19 protein-coding genes are annotated in these 17,943 nt (G+C 63.0%); 8 read left to right on the top strand and 11 right to left on the bottom strand.

Annotated features, from left to right (window positions below):
* Nucleotides 1–69 precede the first annotated feature (69 nt).
* Complete coding sequence (locus ACU5AY_RS15275) at nucleotides 70–1,653, bottom strand: peptide chain release factor 3 (RefSeq protein WP_446826835.1); 1,584 nt, start codon at nucleotides 1,651–1,653, stop codon at nucleotides 70–72.
* Between the two features lie 124 nt (nucleotides 1,654–1,777).
* Here ACU5AY_RS15275 and dut point away from each other — a divergent pair, with 124 nt between their 5' ends.
* The 5 genes from dut (at nucleotide 1,778) to ACU5AY_RS15300 (ending at nucleotide 4,804) form a co-directional block, all read left to right on the top strand.
* On the top strand, nucleotides 1,778–2,251 hold the full coding sequence (dut, locus tag ACU5AY_RS15280) for a dUTP diphosphatase (RefSeq protein ID WP_446826836.1): 474 nt from the start codon (nucleotides 1,778–1,780) through the stop codon (nucleotides 2,249–2,251).
* Nucleotides 2,248–3,147, top strand: coding sequence for a GNAT family N-acetyltransferase (locus tag ACU5AY_RS15285; RefSeq protein ID WP_446826837.1), 900 nt, complete (start codon nucleotides 2,248–2,250; stop codon nucleotides 3,145–3,147). Before dut ends, ACU5AY_RS15285 begins: the two co-directional genes overlap by 4 nt.
* A gap of 96 nt (nucleotides 3,148–3,243) precedes the next feature.
* Nucleotides 3,244–3,573, top strand: coding sequence for an ArsR/SmtB family transcription factor (locus ACU5AY_RS15290; protein ID WP_446826838.1), 330 nt, complete (start codon nucleotides 3,244–3,246; stop codon nucleotides 3,571–3,573).
* A 14-nt stretch (nucleotides 3,574–3,587) separates the two neighbouring features.
* Nucleotides 3,588–4,088, top strand: coding sequence for an SRPBCC domain-containing protein (locus tag ACU5AY_RS15295; RefSeq protein ID WP_446826839.1), 501 nt, complete (start codon nucleotides 3,588–3,590; stop codon nucleotides 4,086–4,088).
* A gap of 98 nt (nucleotides 4,089–4,186) precedes the next feature.
* Nucleotides 4,187–4,804 (top strand): LysE family translocator, encoded by a 618-nt coding sequence (locus tag ACU5AY_RS15300; protein ID WP_446825546.1) that lies wholly within the window; start codon nucleotides 4,187–4,189, stop codon nucleotides 4,802–4,804.
* 4 nt (nucleotides 4,805–4,808) lie between these two features.
* On the opposite strand, the gene ACU5AY_RS15305 is transcribed toward ACU5AY_RS15300, so the two are convergent.
* Nucleotides 4,809–5,441, bottom strand: coding sequence for a LysE family translocator (locus ACU5AY_RS15305; protein ID WP_446826840.1), 633 nt, complete (start codon nucleotides 5,439–5,441; stop codon nucleotides 4,809–4,811).
* A 229-nt stretch (nucleotides 5,442–5,670) separates the two neighbouring features.
* Between ACU5AY_RS15305 and cysK the strand changes: the two genes are divergently transcribed.
* Complete coding sequence (gene cysK, locus ACU5AY_RS15310; RefSeq protein ID WP_446826841.1) at nucleotides 5,671–6,639, top strand: cysteine synthase A; 969 nt, start codon at nucleotides 5,671–5,673, stop codon at nucleotides 6,637–6,639.
* An 82-nt stretch (nucleotides 6,640–6,721) separates the two neighbouring features.
* On the opposite strand, the gene ACU5AY_RS15315 is transcribed toward cysK, so the two are convergent.
* From ACU5AY_RS15315 to rsmI, 9 genes are all read right to left on the bottom strand, one after another.
* The gene (locus tag ACU5AY_RS15315) at nucleotides 6,722–8,254 is read right to left on the bottom strand and encodes a YifB family Mg chelatase-like AAA ATPase (protein WP_446826842.1); all 1,533 of its coding nucleotides are present in this window, start codon (nucleotides 8,252–8,254) and stop codon (nucleotides 6,722–6,724) included.
* A 201-nt stretch (nucleotides 8,255–8,455) separates the two neighbouring features.
* Nucleotides 8,456–9,403 (bottom strand): glutathione synthase, encoded by a 948-nt coding sequence (gene gshB / locus ACU5AY_RS15320; RefSeq protein WP_446826843.1) that lies wholly within the window; start codon nucleotides 9,401–9,403, stop codon nucleotides 8,456–8,458.
* Between the two features lie 98 nt (nucleotides 9,404–9,501).
* Nucleotides 9,502–9,999: a cupin domain-containing protein gene (locus ACU5AY_RS15325; RefSeq protein ID WP_446826844.1), complete on the bottom strand. Its 498-nt coding sequence runs from the start codon at nucleotides 9,997–9,999 to the stop codon at nucleotides 9,502–9,504.
* 110 nt (nucleotides 10,000–10,109) lie between these two features.
* The gene (locus tag ACU5AY_RS15330) at nucleotides 10,110–11,168 is read right to left on the bottom strand and encodes a sn-glycerol-3-phosphate import ATP-binding protein UgpC (RefSeq protein WP_446826845.1); all 1,059 of its coding nucleotides are present in this window, start codon (nucleotides 11,166–11,168) and stop codon (nucleotides 10,110–10,112) included.
* Between the two features lie 2 nt (nucleotides 11,169–11,170).
* Entirely contained in the window at nucleotides 11,171–12,019 is an 849-nt protein-coding gene (gene ugpE, locus ACU5AY_RS15335) for a sn-glycerol-3-phosphate ABC transporter permease UgpE (protein ID WP_446826846.1), read from the bottom strand.
* A gap of 11 nt (nucleotides 12,020–12,030) precedes the next feature.
* A complete protein-coding gene (gene ugpA / locus ACU5AY_RS15340) occupies nucleotides 12,031–12,915 on the bottom strand; it encodes a sn-glycerol-3-phosphate ABC transporter permease UgpA (RefSeq protein WP_446825554.1) in 885 nt (294 codons plus the stop codon).
* 107 nt (nucleotides 12,916–13,022) lie between these two features.
* Nucleotides 13,023–14,342, bottom strand: a complete 1,320-nt coding sequence (ugpB, locus tag ACU5AY_RS15345) for a sn-glycerol-3-phosphate ABC transporter substrate-binding protein UgpB (protein WP_446826847.1) — start codon at nucleotides 14,340–14,342, stop codon at nucleotides 13,023–13,025.
* 195 nt (nucleotides 14,343–14,537) lie between these two features.
* The gene (locus ACU5AY_RS15350; RefSeq protein ID WP_446826848.1) at nucleotides 14,538–14,906 is read right to left on the bottom strand and encodes a YraN family protein; all 369 of its coding nucleotides are present in this window, start codon (nucleotides 14,904–14,906) and stop codon (nucleotides 14,538–14,540) included.
* A gap of 4 nt (nucleotides 14,907–14,910) precedes the next feature.
* Nucleotides 14,911–15,804, bottom strand: coding sequence for a 16S rRNA (cytidine(1402)-2'-O)-methyltransferase (gene rsmI, locus ACU5AY_RS15355; protein ID WP_446826849.1), 894 nt, complete (start codon nucleotides 15,802–15,804; stop codon nucleotides 14,911–14,913).
* 250 nt (nucleotides 15,805–16,054) lie between these two features.
* Here rsmI and dnaN point away from each other — a divergent pair, with 250 nt between their 5' ends.
* Both dnaN and pmtA read left to right on the top strand, forming a co-directional pair.
* A complete protein-coding gene (gene dnaN, locus ACU5AY_RS15360; protein ID WP_446825558.1) occupies nucleotides 16,055–17,173 on the top strand; it encodes a DNA polymerase III subunit beta in 1,119 nt (372 codons plus the stop codon).
* Between the two features lie 153 nt (nucleotides 17,174–17,326).
* The gene (gene pmtA / locus ACU5AY_RS15365; protein WP_446826850.1) at nucleotides 17,327–17,920 is read left to right on the top strand and encodes a phospholipid N-methyltransferase PmtA; all 594 of its coding nucleotides are present in this window, start codon (nucleotides 17,327–17,329) and stop codon (nucleotides 17,918–17,920) included.
* Nucleotides 17,921–17,943: the final 23 nt, after the last annotated feature.

Genomic DNA, 17,943 nt, shown 5'->3' on the forward strand with positions numbered 1-17,943 from the left:
ACAAAGGCAAGCCGCCCCTGCCCATTTGATGAGCAGAGGCGGCTGACGTTTAGGGGGGCCTTGACGGTATCAGGCAGCCTTGGCGGCGTGATATTCCTTGATGGCGACCATGCGGATATCCGGGGAGCGCTCGCTCTCGTACCGGAGCGAAAAGCCGTCCTGCGCCAGGAAGACCGGATCGCCGTCGAGGTCACGGGCAATGTCGCCGCGATGGGTGGAAATGAACTTTTCCAGGTCCAGGGTCTTGTCGGCCGATATCCAGCGGCAGACGGAGAAGCGCGGCATTTCGAAGGAGACCGGCAGGCCATATTCGGCCGAAAGGCGCTCCTTCAGAACGTCGAGCTGCAGCGCGCCGACAACGCCGACGATGGCGGGCGAGCCGTCTTCGGGCGAGAAGAGCTGTACGACGCCCTCTTCCGCCATCTGCTGCAGCGCTTCCTTCAGCTTCTTCGCCTTCATCGCGTCTTCCAGGCGCACGCGGCGCAGGATTTCAGGCGCGAAGTTCGGCACGCCCTGGAAGACCAGCGGCTCGCCTTCGGTCAGCGTGTCGCCGATGCGCAGGCTGCCATGGTTCGGAATGCCGACCACGTCGCCGGCATAGGCGGTGTCGGCCAGCTGGCGCTGCGAGGCGAAGAAGAATTGCGGCGCCGTCAGGCCCATCTGCTTGCCGGTGCGCGACAGGCGCGCCTTCATGCCGCGCTCCAGCTTGCCGGAGCAGATGCGGGCAAAGGCGATGCGGTCGCGGTGGTTGGGATCCATGTTCGCCTGGATCTTGAAGACGAAGGCCGTCATCTTGTCCTCGGCGGCATGCACGGTACGGATGTCGGCAACCTGGTCGCGCGGCGGCGGCGCGATTTCGCCGAGCGCATTGATCAGGTCGCGAACGCCGAAGTTTCGGAGCGCCGAGCCAAAGAAGACCGGCGTCAGATGACCTTCCAGGAAGGCCGTACGGTCGAAGGGACGGCAGGCCTCGCGGGCGAGTTCGAGCTCCTCGATGAAGGTCTCGCGCTCGTTTTCCGGCAGGTGCTCGGCAACGCTTTGCGGGCCGTTGACCGGGACGGCGACGACCTGGGTATCGGAACCGCGGAAGGCGTTGTCGGCCAGGTGGTAGGCGCCGCAAAAGGTCTTCGACCGGCCGACCGGCCAGGTGATCGGGGCGGTGTCGAGCGCCAACTTCTCCTCGACCTCATCCAGGATCTCGAAGGGATCGCGGCTTTCGCGGTCCATCTTGTTGATGAAGGTGATGATCGGGATGTCGCGCATGCGGCAGACTTCGAACAGCTTCAGCGTCCGTGGCTCGATGCCCTTGGCGGCGTCGATGACCATGATGGCGGCGTCCACCGCCGTCAGCGTGCGGTAGGTGTCGTCGGCGAAGTCTTCGTGACCGGGCGTATCGAGGATGTTGAAGATGCGGTCGTTATACTCGAAGGTCATCACCGAGGTGACGACCGAGATGCCACGTTCGCGCTCGATCTTCATCCAGTCGGAGCGCGTCTGGATGCGGTCCTTCTTCGCCTTCACTTCACCGGCCAACTGGATCGCGCCGCCGAACAGCAGCAGCTTTTCGGTGAGCGTGGTCTTGCCGGCGTCCGGGTGGGCGATGATCGCAAAGGTGCGGCGGCGCAAGACCGCCTCGTTCAAACTTTCGGCCATGTCTTCGAGAATCCTGTGAATTGGCGCCCTCATACCCGCTAATGGGCGGCGATGCAATTGACCTGGGATGCGGACTCGCCCGAGAGTCTCCGCATCCTGCACACAATGGAAAATGGGTTCTGCCATGAACATACGCCCGCATGCCAGACCATGCCTCGCGCTTCTTCGCCTGCCGCACGGCGAAGGGCTCGACCTGCCGTCCTACGAGACCGCCGGCGCCGCCGGAATGGACCTGCGCGCCGCCGTGCCGGACGACCGGCCGCTGATGCTGATGCCCGGCAAGCGGGCACTGGTGCCGACCGGCTTCGTCTTCGAAATCCCGGACGGCTACGAGGGGCAGGTCCGCCCCCGCTCCGGCCTCGCTTTCAAGCACGGCATCACCTGCCTCAACACGCCCGGGACGATCGACAGCGACTATCGCGGCGAGGTCAAGGTCCTGCTCGTCAACCACGGCGACGAGGAGTTCCTGATCGAGCGCGGCATGCGGATCGCCCAGATGGTGATTGCGCCGGTGACGCAAGTATCCGTCGCGGAAACACATGCGGTGGAAGACACCACGCGCGGCGCAGGCGGCTTCGGCTCGACGGGGACCGCATGAACGCCAATGTTCCGGCGGGGCTCGTCTTTCGCCAGAACTATTTCTCCGATCCGTCGGCCTTTGCCGCTCTGAGCGACCTGCTGCAGGACACATTCGGGATCGACATCTCGCTGCAGAACGCTTTTGGCGGACCCGACCCGACGTCCATGCCGCTTGGCTATTTCGATGAAGCCGGCGGCCGATGCGTGGCGAACTTCTCCGCCTTCACCATGCCGTTGATGATCAACGGCCGGGCGGTGAAGGCCGCCGGCTATCAGTCCGGCGCGGTGCGGCCGGAGTTTCGCGGCAAGGGCCTTTACAGGGACTTGATGCGCCGCACCTTCGCTTGGACCGAGGAGACCGGACACGAGATCGGCATCCTGCTGACGGACAAGCCTTCGCTCTATGCACCCTACGGATTCCGGAGCGTTCCGCAGCATCGCTTTTCCGGCCCGATGCCGGACAGGCGCGCGGAACGCCCAAATGCGCGTCCGTTGAGCATCGGGAATGGCGAGGACATCGCGCTCATTGCAAAGCTGCTCGACCAGCGGCAGCCCGTCTCCGAAATCTTTGCACCGATCCGGCAGAAGGAAATGTTTCTCCTTAACTGCCATTTCGATGATGAAATCCGGCTGACCTTTGTCCAGGAACTCGACTGCGTCGCGGCCTGGAAAGTCTCAGACGATGGAGCGCTGCAACTTCTCGATCTCGTGTGCCATGACATTCCGCCGGTCGAGCGGATCGTCGGCGCACTCAATCCCGATGCCACGCGGCTGGACGTGCTCTTCCCGACAGACCGGCTGAACTGGGATGGCGTTGCGGTGCCGCACAAGGGCTATTGCGACCTGATGATCTCCGGCCTGCCGGCAGACGCCCTGCCCGAAGTTTTCATGCTTTCGCCAATGGCCGAGTTCTGAGCCACAGTTCGGCTGGATCGCGACCGGATTTCCGATTTCACGCTGAAAGTTAAGTCATGACTTTACTTTTGAATTGCTACCGATATAGTTAAGTCCATGCTTAACTATGATCCCAGACTCGCCACCCTGATGGCCGCCCTTGCCGATCCGACGCGGCTTGCCATGATCGAGCGGCTGAGCGTTTCGCCGCGCTCCGTCAGTGAGCTCGCAGAGCCTTTCGGCATGTCGCTGGCTGCGATCGTGCAGCATGTGCAGGTGCTGGAAAGGGCCGGAGCGATCAAGACCAGCAAGGAAGGGCGCACTCGCCGCTGCGCCATCGACCCCGCCGGCATGGCCCAGTTGAAGACTTGGATCAGCGACCGCGAGCGCTTCTGGCAGGCGCAATTCGACAATCTTGCAGCATTTCTGGACAAGAAACAGGACTGAGGAAGCCGGACACCATGACCAAGATTTCAGACAGGATGAGCGCAATCACCATCGACAGGATGTTCGGCCAGTCGCCGGCGAGGGTGTTCGCCGCCTTCTCGCAGAAGGACCAGAAGGCGCAGTGGTTCGCCGGTCCGACCGACGGATCGGAAGTGGAACGCGTGCTCGACTGCCGCACCGGCGGACGCGAGGTGCTGGAAGTGCGCTGGCCGAGCGGCACGGTCACCCGCTTCGAAGCGAAATTCCATCATGTCGAGGCTGAGAGCCGCCTCGTCTACAGCTACGACCTCTTCATCGACGGCGCGCTCTATTCCGTCTCGCTCGCCGACATCGTGTTCGAGGGTCGCGATGGCGGGACGAAGATGCGGTTTGCGGAAACGACCTCCTATTTCTCCGATCAGGACATGGGCGAGATGACGGCCTCGCGACTGCATGGAACGGGTGCCCAGATGGACATGCTGGCCATGCATCTTGCCGGCGAAACTGTGATGCGAACGATCGACGACTGTCATTGAGGCGGCGCTGCGACGCGGTGCATTGCAAGGACTTTTCCCGCGGCTTGCCGCCAAAGATACACAGGCGTATGACGCTGGCTGCAGATGGAAGGTGCTTGATGACGTTCGCAGCTTTGCTGACCTATACCGGCGCGCTTTTCGTGGCCGCGCTCATTCCTGGCCCCGGCGTGACCGCGCTGATTGCCCGTGCGCTGGGCTCCGGCTTTCGCGCCACCTTTCCGATGGCGATCGGCATGATGCTCGGCGACCTCGTGTTCCTGAGCGCCGTCATTGCCGGGCTCGCCTATATCGCCGAGACCTTCTCGACGGCCTTCATGGTGATCAAGTATCTCGGCGCGGTCTATCTCGCCTATGTGGCGTGGAAGATCTGGACCGCCGGCATCCTGCCGCGAGAGGTGACGGCGGAGAAGAAGACCGGCATATGGATGCCGCTCTTCTCCGGCCTCTTCACCACGCTCGGTAATCCGAAGCCGATGCTCTTCTATGTCGCGCTGGTGCCGACGCTGATCGATGTCTCAAGCGTCAACGCCACAGGCTTCCTGGAACTCGTCGGCGCGACCGCGACCGTGCTGACGCTCGTGCTCGGCGGCTATGTGCTGCTCGCGGCCCGCGCCCGCGGCCTGTTGCAGAAGCCGAAGCAGCTCAAGGTGCTGAACCGCGTGGCGGCAAGCTTCATTGCCGGGGCCGCGGCGATGATCGCCGTTCGGGCGAACTGAGACCTTAGCGCCGCCCTTCCAGCGCCATGCGGGCGGCAAGCCCCGCCAGAACCGTTGCCATCAGCCAGCGCTGCACGCTCGCCCAGAAGGGACGACGGGCGAGGAATAGCGCGATCGAGCCGGCCGTGACTGCGATGATGGCGTTTACCGTGACGCTGACAGCGATCTGCGTGCTGCCGAAGACCAGCGACTGCAGCAGGACCTGACCTTTTGCCGGGTCGATGAACTGTGGCAGCAGGGAAAGGTAGAGCACGGCCGCCTTCGGGTTCAGCAGGTTGGTGAAAAGCCCCATGAGAAACAGCTTCCTCGGGCTGTCCTTCGGCAGCTGCCGGACGGCGAAGGGCGAGTGCCCGCCGGGCCTGACCGCATTCCAGGCGAGATAGAGAAGGTAGAGGGCGCCCGCCAGACGCAGGGCGTCATAGGCGAGCGGCACCGCCATGACCAGAACTGTGATGCCGAGGGCGGCCGAGAGCATGTAGAAGACGAAACCGAGCGCCACGCCGCCAAGCGAGATCAGCCCGGCAACCGGTCCCTGGCAGATCGACCGTGAGATCAGGTAGATCATGTTCGGACCCGGCGTCAGCACCATGCCGAGCGCAATAAGGGCAAAGCCTGCGATATGGGCGAGATCCGGCATGGGCTGTGTTCCTGCGGCGGGTTGAATGGCCGAATGAAGCGTGATTGCGATTTTGCCGGCAAGGGATTTCTTGTCACCGTGGCATTTGCCGGAACATGAAACGACATTCCCGCAGCGGGTCGAAAATCGAAATTGCATTCTCCGTCTGAACCTTCGGCGGCTCTGCGGTCGCTGGCAATTCCGGCGGCGGCACCCTATCTTGGCTCACAACCAATCAAGGGAGAGCACCATGGCAGATGCACGCAAGCCCGGCCGCGGCCGGATCTACAATTCGATCATCGACACGATCGGCGACACGCCCATCGTGCGTCTCGACAAGCTGGCCGAGGCCAAGGGCGTGAAAGCCAATCTTCTCGCCAAGCTCGAATTCTTCAACCCGATCTCCTCCGTCAAGGACCGCATCGGCGTCGCCATGATCGAGAGCATGGAAGCAGAAGGCAAGATCGCCCCCGGCAAGACGACGCTCGTCGAACCGACCTCCGGCAATACCGGCATCGCACTGGCCTTTGCCGCCGCCGCCAAGGGCTACAAGCTGATCCTCACCATGCCGGAAACCATGTCGGTGGAGCGCCGCAAGATGCTGGCGCTGCTCGGCGCCGAACTGGTGCTAACCGAAGGCCCGAAGGGCATGAAGGGCGCGATCGCCAAGGCCGAGGAACTGGCCGCCTCGACCGAGGGCGCCGTGATCCCGCAGCAGTTCGAAAACCCGGCCAACCCCGAAATCCACCGCAAGACGACGGCCGAGGAAATCTGGAACGATACCGACGGTTCGGTCGACATCTTCGTTGCCGGCATCGGTACGGGCGGCACGATCACAGGCGTCGGCCAGGTGCTTAAATCCAAGAAGCCGGGCGTCAAGGTCGTGGCCGTCGAGCCGGCCGACAGCCCGGTGCTTTCCGGCGGTAATCCGGGTCCGCACAAGATCCAGGGCATCGGCGCCGGCTTCGCGCCGCCGATCCTCGACACGCATGTCTATGACGAGATCGTCACGGTCACGAATGACGAAGCCTTCTCGCTTGCCCGCGAGGTTGCCCGCCTCGAAGGCCTTCCGGTCGGCATTTCGTCCGGCGCGGCACTGACGGCGGCGATCAAGGTCGGCCAACGCGAGGAAAACGCCGGCAAGACGATCGTCGTCATCATCCCGTCCTTTGCCGAGCGCTACCTGTCGACGGCTCTGTTCGACGGCCTCGGCGGCTGAGCCGACACGGCACACTCGCTGCCATTTGTAACGCGGGAGGAGAAATCCTCCCGCGTTTCTGTTTGTCGCGCGATCGACACGGTCAAGCCGCTGCCGTGAGCCTCTCTCCAGCAATGCGATAGGAGATCGCCTCGGCGAGATGAATGCGGCCGACGGTTTCCACGCCGTCGAGATCGGCGAGCGTGCGCGCCACCTTCAGGACACGATGATAGCCACGCGCGGAAAACTTCATCTTCTCTGCGGCGTCGCGCAGGAGCTGCAGGCCACCGGGATCCGGATTGGCGATCTTTTCGACAAGCGCGGTGGAGGCGCGCGCATTGATGCGCAACCGCGCCTCGCCGAGCTCGGCAAAGCGGTCGCGCTGCAAAGCGCGAGCGCGGGCCACGCGCCTGGCGACATCGGCACTCGCCTCCGCGGCGACAGGCTGGATGAGATCGATGGCGGAGACGGCGGGCACGTCGATGCGGATATCGATACGGTCGAGCAGCGGCCCGGAAATGCGGGCCTGATAATCGGCGGCGCAACGCGGACCGCGGGCGCAGGAATGCCCCGGCTCGCCGGCCATGCCGCAGCGGCAGGGATTCATGGCGGCGACGAGCTGGAACTCGGCCGGATAGGAGACCCGGTGATTGGCCCGGGCGATGATGCATTCGCCGGTTTCGAGAGGCTGGCGCAGTGCATCAAGCGCCTGCGGCGAGAATTCCGGCAGTTCGTCGAGAAAGAGAACGCCGTGATGGGCAAGCGACGCCTCCCCCGGCTTCGCCCTCAACCCGCCGCCGACGAGCGCGGCCATGGTCGCCGAGTGGTGCGGCGTGCGATACGGCCGGCGGTCGGAGAGCTTGCCGCCGGAGAGCTGTCCGGCAATCGAATGGACCATGGAAACGTCGAGCAGTTCGCCGGCCGACAGCGGTGGCAGGATGGACGGCAGGCGCGACGCCAGCATCGATTTCCCAGAACCGGGCGGGCCAACCATCAGCAGATTATGCCCTCCGGCCGCGGCCACTTCGAGCGCCCGCTTGGCGCTTTCCTGCCCCTTGATCTCGACCAGATCCGGCAGGTTGGCGGGATTGGCGCGGATCGCCGCTTTCGGACGTGAGAGGACCTGCGTTCCGCGGAAATGATTGGCGAGCGCGATCAGGCTGCGGGGTGCGAGAATGTCGATATCGGCACCGGCCCAGGCGGCCTCCGGGCCGCTTTCGGCCGGGCAGATCAGCCCCTTGCCGAGCGCATTGGCGCCGATCGCGGCCGGCAGCGCACCGGCGACAGCGGCAATCGTGCCGTCGAGATTGAGTTCGCCGAGCACCACATAGCCGCCGAGCGCATCGGCCGGAATGGCGCCCAGAGCGGCCATCAATCCGAGCGCAATCGGAAGGTCGAAGTGGGAGCCTTCCTTCGGCAGGTCCGCCGGTGCGAGATTGACCGTGACGCGTTTGCCCGGCAGCGACAGGCCGGAGGCATGCAGGGCGGCCTGCACCCGTTCGCGGCTTTCGGCCACCGCCTTGTCCGGCAGACCGACGATCTGGATTCCCACCTTGCCGGGGGCGACCATGACCTGAACATCGACGGGCACGCCCTCGATGCCCTGGAATGCGACCGTACTGACGCGAGCGACCATGCCTGTCCCCTCCATCATGGAAGCGGCAGGCACAACCATCGCCTGCCGGGCTCTTCATGAGCTACCGGAGGCAGTGTTGCATATCAGATCGGACAAGACAAGAACATTAACAGAACAAATGCACGCAAGGATAGCTCTACGGTTGCATCAGGTTGCAGCCCGAGAACAGGTGGGGTCCACTGCGGTTCAAGGAACCCGCGATCAGGTCCGTTTGCGTTCGATCGCATCCCAGAGAAGCGAGGCGATATCGGCGCCGCCGAACTTCTTCACCTCGCGGATGCCGGTCGGGGACGTCACGTTGATCTCGGTCATGTAGTCACCGATCACATCTATGCCGACGAGCAGGAAGCCGCGCTCCTTCAGCGACGGGCCGATGCGCTCCCAGATTTCCTTCTCGCGCGCCGTCAGTTCGGTCGCCTCGGCGCGGCCGCCGACATGCATGTTGGAGCGGCTGTCGGTTTCGGCCGGAACGCGGTTGATCGCGCCGGCGAACTCGCCGTCGACGAGGATGATGCGCTTGTCGCCCTTGCGCACGGCCGGCAGATACTGCTGGGCGATGAAGGGCTCGCGGAACATCTGGTCGAACATTTCGAGAAGCGAGGTGAAGTTGCGATCGTCGCGCGAGGAGTGGAAGACCCCAGCGCCGCCATTGCCGTAGAGCGGCTTCAGGATGATATCGCCCATCTCGTCGCGGAAGCGGGCGATCTCGGCGAAATCGCGGGTGATCAGCGTCTGCGGCATCAGGTCGGCGAATTCGGTGACGAAGATCTTCTCCGGCGAATTGCGCACCCATGCCGGATCGTTGACGACCAGCGTCTTGGGATGAATGCGTTCGAGCAGATGGGTCGAAGTGATATAGGCCATGTCGAAGGGCGGATCCTGGCGCAGCAGGACGACGTCCATGGTCGACAGATCGATGCGCTCCGGCGCGCCGAGCGTGAAATGGTCGCCCTTGACGTCGCGCAGTTCCATCGGCTCGACGGTGGCATAGACCTTGCCGTCGCGGAGACTCAGCTTGTTCGGCGTATAATGGAAAAGCTTGTAGCCGCGCGATTGCGCTTCAAGGCTCATGGCGAAGGTGGAATCGCCGGCGATGTTGATGCCGGACACATGATCCATCTGGACCGCTACATTCTTGATCGCCGCCATGAGAACTCCCCGTTTGAAAGGCCATCCTCATTTAGGGTGAGGCGGCCCGAATGGCAACGGGCCGCAGGCTGCGATTTGCGGTCGAAGAGCCAGCCTGATCAGGCAGCCCATTGCGCGCCGGCGCGGGACGCCCGGGGGCTTGCGAGCCGCGTCATGGCCGCAATGAGCATCGAGCGTGGCTTGGGCAGGACCGCAACCTTCCTGACATAGTTTTCGACCCGCCAGGTCGCCCAGGTACCACTGGCGAAATAGCCGACATCACCCTTGCGCAAGACGGTGACAGTTCCGTCTTCAGCCGTGACCTCGACTTCCCCTTCGAGGATCAGGACGGTCTCTTCCCAGCTGAAGTTCCATCGGAACGTGCCGGCGGTGCAATCCCACACGGCGGTCATGACGGCACGGTTTTCCGACTCGGGCTGGAAGCCGCAACGCGCTTCCGGATTTCCCTCGATGATCCAGTCCGGATTGATGGGCGCCGGCTTCATCTCGAATGCGTCGAGCCCGCTCGCGACGACAGGGCTTCGCGCCGACTCGTTAGAGCGGTTGCGTACTTTGATCGCCAGAACGACGGCGGCGGCAATGAATTTCAAAGGCATGGTATCCCCCACATGCTGTTTGTGCCGAAAAGGCCTAGCATGCAGGGGGTTTCGTCCCGGTTCACCCGCTCGTTAAAATTTTAGCGAGCGGGTCGCTTAGCGCATGCCGCTCAGGCACCCGCCGCCACAATGCGCCGGCCCGAAGAGGTCTCGAAGAAATGCAGCCGCTCGGGAACGATCGAAAAGGCGACATCGTCGCCGATCGGGGTTTGCGCCGGCACGGCGGCGCTCAGCATTTCGTCGCCGACCATGCCGTGGACGAGGCGCTGCGAACCGAGCTCCTCGACGTAGGAAACCTTCATGCGGATCACACCGCCCTCGGAGACCTTCATGTCCTCGGCGCGCATGCCGACGGTCAACGGACCGGACGGAAGCGAGCGGCCCTCAAGGTCGATCACGGCCGAGCCGATCGACAGCTGGTTGCCGTCGACGGATGCCTTGGCGAGGTTCATCGCCGGCGAGCCGATGAAGCTCGCGACGAAGGTGGAGGCCGGATTGTGATAGACGTCGAGCGGCGTGCCGATCTGCTCGATACGGCCGCCATTCAGCACTACGAGGCGATCGGCCAGCGTCATGGCTTCGAGCTGATCGTGGGTGACGTAGATCGACGTCGTGCCGAGGCGGCGCTGCAGCTGCTTGATCTCGCCGCGCATGGAGACACGCAGCTTGGCGTCGAGGTTCGACAGCGGCTCATCGAAGAGGAAGGCCGCCGGCTTGCGCACGATGGCGCGGCCCATGGCGACGCGCTGGCGCTGGCCGCCGGACAAGGCGCGCGGCTTGCGGTCGAGATAAGGCTCCAGCTGCAGCATGCGGGCCGCTTCGGCGACGCGCGCGTCGATCTCGGCCTTCGGTGTGCCACGGTTCTTCAGACCATAGGCCAGGTTCTGGTAGACGCTCATATGCGGATAGAGCGCATAGTTCTGGAACACCATGGCGATGTCGCGTTCGGCCGGCTCCATGCGGTTGACGACCTTGCCGCCGATGCTGACGGTGCCGCTGGAAATCGTCTCCAGCCCGGCGACCATGCGCAGAAGCGTGGACTTGCCGCAGCCCGACGGACCGACCAGCACGATGAATTCGCCATCGGCGATCGAGATCGAAACGTTATCCACGGCCTGAACGCCGCCGGTATAAACCTTTCCGACCTTGTCGATTTCGATAGACGCCATTGTTACTTCTCCGTTTCCACGAGGCCTTTTACGAAGAGCCTCTGCATAAAGACGACCACGAGGACCGGCGGCAACATGGCGAGCATGGCCGTCGCCATGACAAGGTTCCACTGCGGCTCTGCGTCGGCGACGTCGGCCATGCGCTTGATGCCCATGACGATGGTGTAATAGCGGGGATCGGTCGTCACCATCAGCGGCCAGAGATACTGGTTCCAGCCATAGATGAAGAGGATGACGAAGAGCGCCGCCATGTTCGTGCGCGACAGCGGCACGAGGATATCCCTGAAGAATTTCATCGGACCGGCGCCGTCGATGCGGGCCGCCTCGAGCAGTTCGTCCGGCACCGTCAGGAAGAACTGGCGGAACAGAAAGGTCGCAGTCGCCGAGGCAATCAGCGGGATCGACAGACCGGCATAGCTGTCCAGCAGGTGCAGGCTGGCGATGACCTGGAAGGTCGGCACGATGCGAACCTCGACCGGCAGCATGAGGGTGATGAAAATGATCCAGAAGCAGAACTGCCGGAAGGGAAAGCGGAAATAGACGATGGCGAAGGCCGACAGGATGGAAATGGCAATCTTGCCGATGGCGATCGACAGCGCCATGACCAGGCTGTTGACCATCATGGGGCCGACGGGCGGCGCGCCCGAAGATGCCATGCCGCTGGTCAGCATGGTCTTGTAATTTTCCCACCCATGGCCCCCTGGCGTCAGCGGGATCAGCCCGGACAGGAAGTCGGTCGGTCCATGCGTCGACGCGATGAAGGCGATATAGACCGGCAGGGCGACGGTGGCCACGCCGATCAGGAGCACGATGTGCGACAGGATCTTGAGACCGGGTCTGTTTTCAACCATCCGCTCTCTCCTCAGTACTGTACGCGCCGCTCGACGAAGCGGAACTGGATGAAGGTCAGAAGGATGACGATGCCCATGAGCACGACCGACTGGGCTGCGGACGAGCCCATGTTGAGGCCGATGAAGCCGTCGTTGAACACCTTGTAGACGAGGATGTTGGTGGCCTGCGCCGGGCCGCCCTTGGTGGTGGCGTGGATGACGGCGAAGGTATCGAACATGGTGTAGACGACGTTGACGACGATCAGGAAGAAGGTCGTCGGCGACAGGAGCGGGAAGACCACGGTGAAGAAGCGCTTGACCGGACCGGCGCCGTCGATGGCAGCCGCCTCTTTCAGCGATTGCGGGATGGACTGGAGGCCAGCGAGGAAGAACAGGAAATTGTAGGAAATCTGCTTCCAGCTCGCCGCAAGCACGACAAGGATCATGCCGTCGACGCCGGAGAGGCGGTGGTTCCACTGATAACCGAGCCCCTGCAGCAGATAGGGTGCGATCCCGATCGTCGGATTGAACATGAACCACCACAGGATGCCGCCGACGGCGGGTGCGACCGCGTAAGGCCAGACGAGCAGCGTGGTATAGGCATTGCGGCTGCGCAGGCGCCCGTCGGCGGCCAGCGCCAGGATCAGCGCCAGGATGATCGACGAGGCGGCCACGCTGACGGAAAAGACGAGCGTCACCTTGAGAGAATTCAGATAATTCGGATCGGCAAACAGGGCCTTGTAGTTCTGCAGGCCCACGAATGCCGTACTGAGGCCGAACGGATCCTCACGCAGGAACGATTGGCGGATTGCCTGAGCGGCCGGCCAGATGAAGAAGATCAGAGTGATGGCAAGTTGCGGAAGCAAAAGCCAGTACGGCAGTATCTTGTTGCCGAATATCGTGCGCTTGGTCTGCATGATGGGCGTCCGACGGTCAGGTATTGCATGGGATGAAGGGCCTGCGGAGGATAGGACATCCGCCGCAGGCCCTGCCATTCGTTCAGATTGACGTCAATGAACCGGTATTACTGGTTCGTCGCGGCAAAATCGGCAATGAGCTTGTTGCCACGCTCAACGACGGAGTCGAGAGCAGCCTGGGCGTCCTTCTGACCGGACAGCAGAGCTTCGAATTCTTCGTCGATGATGGTGCGAACCTGAACGTAGTTGCCGAAACGCAGACCCTTGGAGTTTTCGGTCGGCTCATTCAGCGTGATCTGCTTGAGAGCCACTTCGGCGCCGGGGTTCTTGTCATAGAAGCCCTGCTTCTTGGTGTAGTCATAAGCAGCCTGGGTGATCGGCAGGTAGCCGGAGAACTGGTGCCAGTCGGACTGGACTTCCGGCGAGGACAGGTAGTGGAAGAAGTCCGCCACGCCCTTGTATTCTTCCTGGTCGTGGCCCTGCAGCACCCACAGCGTTGCGCCGCCGATGATGGAGTTCTGCGGAGCGCCCTGGACGTCGGAGTAGTACGGCAACATGCCGACGCCGACTTCGAAGTCCTTGGCGTTGTTGACGACGGCTGCGCGGGCTGCCGACGAGTTCATGTACATGGCGCATTCCTGCGAATAGAACTTCGGCGGAGCGTCATCGCCACCGACCGGGCCGCCGTACTGGAAGAGGCCTTCGTCCTGCCACTTCTTCAGGTTCGCCCAGTGGCGCGCCTGCGTGGGGCCATTGAAGGTCAGCTGCGAGTCGACCGAGCCGAAACCGTTCTGGTTCGTGCCGATCTGCAGGTTGTGCCAGGCGGAAAAGTTCTCAAGCTGAACCCAGGAGATCCAGCCGGTGGTGAAACCGCACTTGGCCGCGCCGGATTCCATGATCTTCTTGGAATAGGCTTCCATGTCTTCCCAGGTCTTCGGCGGAGTTTCCGGATCGAGGCCGGCCTTCTTGAAGACGTCCTTGTTGTAGTAAAGGACCGGGGTGGACGAGTTGAACGGCATGGACAGCATGTTGCCGTCGGTATCGGAGTAGTAGCCGACGACGGCCGAGATGAAGCCCTTCGGGTCGAATTCGGTGCCGGTGTCGGCCATCAGCTTGTAGACCGGGTAGACGGCGCCCTTGGCCGCCATCATCGTCGCGGTGCCGACTTCGAAGACCTGCACGATATCGGGCTGCTGCTTGGCACGGAAAGCGGCGATCGCGGCGGTCATCGTTTCGGGATACGAGCCCTTGTAGGTCGGGATAACTTCAAAGTTGTCCTGCGACTTGTTGTAGTTCGCGACGATTTCTTCGAGTTTCTTGCCATTCTCGCCACCCATGGCATGCCACCAGGTGATCTGCGTCTTGGCATAGGATGTGGAGGCCGTCAGGCTGAGCGCCAGGGCGGCAAAAGCGATTTTCTTTATCATGGTGTTCCTCTCCTCCTCAGAAGAGTTGAGACATTAAAGACGTTGGGTGGGCCGTCAAGCTTGAATTTTCACTTTGACGTTCGTTCAGCGACCGGACGGTTTCGCTTTACTTTCGGTTCTCTAGCCACATCGAATGAACGGCAGGTGACAATCGGATGACAGTTTCATGACGGCGCGACGCGGGCACCGGAACCGTCAGAATGCGTCGCGCAAATGGCGCGGCAAATGCCAGGGAACGACGGCGACAATGTCGTATCGCCAGGAAAGCCGGGCGTAATCCGGCTGGCGGGAAAGCCAGATCTCGCTGGCGGACCGGATGCGGCGCTGGGTGGAATAACCGACCGCGTCGATGGCAGCGTTCTCTCCGGCCCGCGCCTTCACCTCGACGAAGGCGACAAGATCGCCCCGGCGGGCAATGATGTCGATCTCTCCGACCTTCGTTCGATAGCGAACCGAAAGAATGCGGTAGCCCCTGAACATCAGAAAGACGGCGGCGATATATTCCGACAGGAGGCCGCGGCGATAGGCGCTACGCTTGCGGGAGCTGCCGTCGCCGTCGGCCATCGCGTCACCCCTTCAGCGCCATCAGGCGGTCGTAGAGCTCCTTGCGCGGCAGGCCGGTGCGCTTTGCCGCCTCGGAAGCGGCCTTGCCGGCCGGCAGCGCGCTTGCGAGCTCTCTCAGTATATTGTCGACGTCGGCGGCCTCGGGTGGCGCGGCCTCTTCCGGCGGACCGATGACGAGCACGATCTCGCCCTTGACGGTTTGCCCTTCATATTGCGCGGCGAGATCGGCAAGCGAGCCGCGGCGGAATTCCTCGAACGTCTTGGTCAGTTCGCGGCAGACGGCGGCCGGGCGGGCTCCAAGCACATCGGACGCGGCAGTGAGCGTGGGGGCAATCCGGTGCGGCGATTCAAAGAAGATCAACGTCGCCGGCACGGCGGCGAGCTCGGCAAGACGGTCGCGCCTGGCCTTATCCTTCGACGGCAGGAAACCGGCAAACAGGAAGGCGTCGTTCGGCAGGCCGGAACCGAGAAGTGCTGCCAAAGGCGCGGAGGCGCCCGGAATGGGGACGACACGGTAGCCCGCCTCGATCGCCTGCAGCGCCAGCCGGTAGCCCGGATCGGAGACGAGCGGGGTTCCGGCGTCGGAGACGAGCGCGACCGAGCGCCCCTCCTCCAGCGCCTGCAGGAGCTTCGGCCCGGCCTCGGCGGCATTGTGCTCGTGATAGGCGTAAGGGCGGCCGCGAATGCCGAAGCGGTCGAGCAGCACGCGGCTGACGCGGGTGTCCTCGCAGGCGAGCACATCGGCGCCGGCGAGCGTTTCCAGCGCCCGAAGGGTAATGTCGCCGAGATTGCCGATCGGGGTCGCCACCAGATAAAGCGCCGGCTCCAGCGGGCGCGCCGGCACCACGACATTGTTCAGACGGTAGCCACGAAGGCCTTCGGCGGGACTTTCATTCATCGACATTCATTCCGTACTTTACCCATACCGAGGCCACACTCGGCGCCGCGGTGCGTCGGACCGTTATGCGGCAAGGCCGCTCAGCCCGCAAGCTCCGGGGATAAGACAGGCTGCGCGACGACAAAGCCCTTGCAATGCAACGGTAACATCTGCCATTTTGCGCCTCCACGCCCGCCGGCCCGGTCCCGGCACAGTCCATGGAAATACCGCCATCCGTCCGGATGGTCCTATCGAAAGCGGCAGAGTCACAATGCGTATTACGATCGAGCGGTCCAATCTCTTGAAATCGCTGAACCACGTGCATCGCGTGGTCGAGCGCCGCAATACGATACCGATCCTGTCGAACGTGCTGCTGAAGGCCGACGGCGCCAGCCTGGAAATGAAGGCGACCGACCTCGACCTCGAGATCACCGAGGCGACGCCGGCCAATATCGAACAGGCCGGTGCGACCACGGTTCCCGCCCACCTGCTCTACGACATCGTCCGCAAGCTGCCGGACGGGGCCGAAGTGCTGCTCGCCACCAACACGGACGGCACGGCGATGACGGTTGCCTCGGGCCGCTCGAAGTTCTCGCTGCAGTGCCTGCCGCAGTCGGACTTCCCGGACCTGACCGCCGGCACGTTCAGCCACACCTTCCGACTGAAGGCGAACGACCTGAAGATGCTGATCGACCGCACGCAGTTCGCCATTTCGACGGAAGAGACCCGCTATTATCTCAACGGCATCTTCTTCCATACGGTCGAAGCCGGCAGCGACCTGAAGCTGCGCGCGGTAGCGACCGACGGTCACCGTCTCGCCCGCGCCGACGTCGATGCGCCGTCCGGCTCGGAAGGCATGCCCGGCATCATCATCCCGCGCAAGACGGTTGGCGAACTGCAGAAGCTCGTCGACAATCCCGACGTCGTCGTCACCGTCGAAGTGTCGGATGCGAAGATCCGCCTGACCATCGGCTCGATCATCATGACGTCGAAGCTGATCGACGGCACCTTCCCGGATTACCAGCGCGTGATCCCGACCGGCAACGACAAGGAAATGACCGTCGATTGCCAGACCTTCGCGCAGGCGGTCGACCGCGTGTCGACAATCTCGTCCGAGCGCGGCCGGGCGGTGAAGCTGTCGCTCTCCGACGGCCAGCTTCTCCTGACCGTCAACAATCCGGACTCCGGCAGCGCGACCGACGAAATCGCAGCCGGCTACGAGAACGACCCGCTCGAGATCGGCTTCAATGCCAAGTATCTGCTCGACATTACTGGCCAACTGTCCGGCTCCGAGGCGATCTTCCTGTTCGCCGACGCCGGCTCGCCGACGCTCATTCGCGACACCGCCGGCGACGACGCGCTGTACGTCCTGATGCCGATGCGCGTTTGACGCTGCCTCGGTCTCGCTAAAGCCGCAATTCCCGGCAATTCAGGCACGAAGAAACAGGCAGCGCAAATTTGCTGCAAAACTGACGATGACGCTTATATAAATCAGACTGCGACATTTTTTGTAACGATAACGACGGGAAGAGGAGAGGACGCCATGGCGATCCGCCTGAAGCAAAAGCTGGAGAAGAAATTCGATGCGGAGATCCGCTTCTTCAAAGGCATGATGCAGGGGCCGAAGCAGGTGGGCGCGATTGTCCCGACCTCCTCCGTCACCGCCCGCAAGATGGCAAGCGTCGTCAATACCGGCTCCGGCCTGCCGGTCCTGGAACTCGGCCCCGGAACGGGCGTCATCACCAAGGCGATCCTCGAAAAGGGCGTGAAGCCGGAAGACCTCTATGCGATCGAGTATTCCTCGGATTTCTACCGGCATCTCGTCGAGCAGTTCCAGGGCGTCAACTTCATCCATGGTGACGCCTTCGATCTCGACCGGACGCTCGGCGAGAAGAAGGACCTCATCTTCGACTGCGTGATTTCCGCCGTGCCGCTCCTCTATTTTCCGATGCACGCCCGCGTCAGCTTCCTTGAGAGCCTTCTCACCCGCATTCCGCCCGGCCGCCCGGTCGTTCAGATCACCTATGGCCCGGTGTCGCCGGTCATCGCCTGTCCCGACCGCTACCAGATCCAGCATTTCGACTTCATCGTCCGCAACATTCCGCCGGCGCAGCTCTGGATCTACCGCAAGGCCTGATCCCTCCCCTTACAAGCCACATT

Source organism: Rhizobium sp. PAMB 3174, assembly GCF_052908375.1.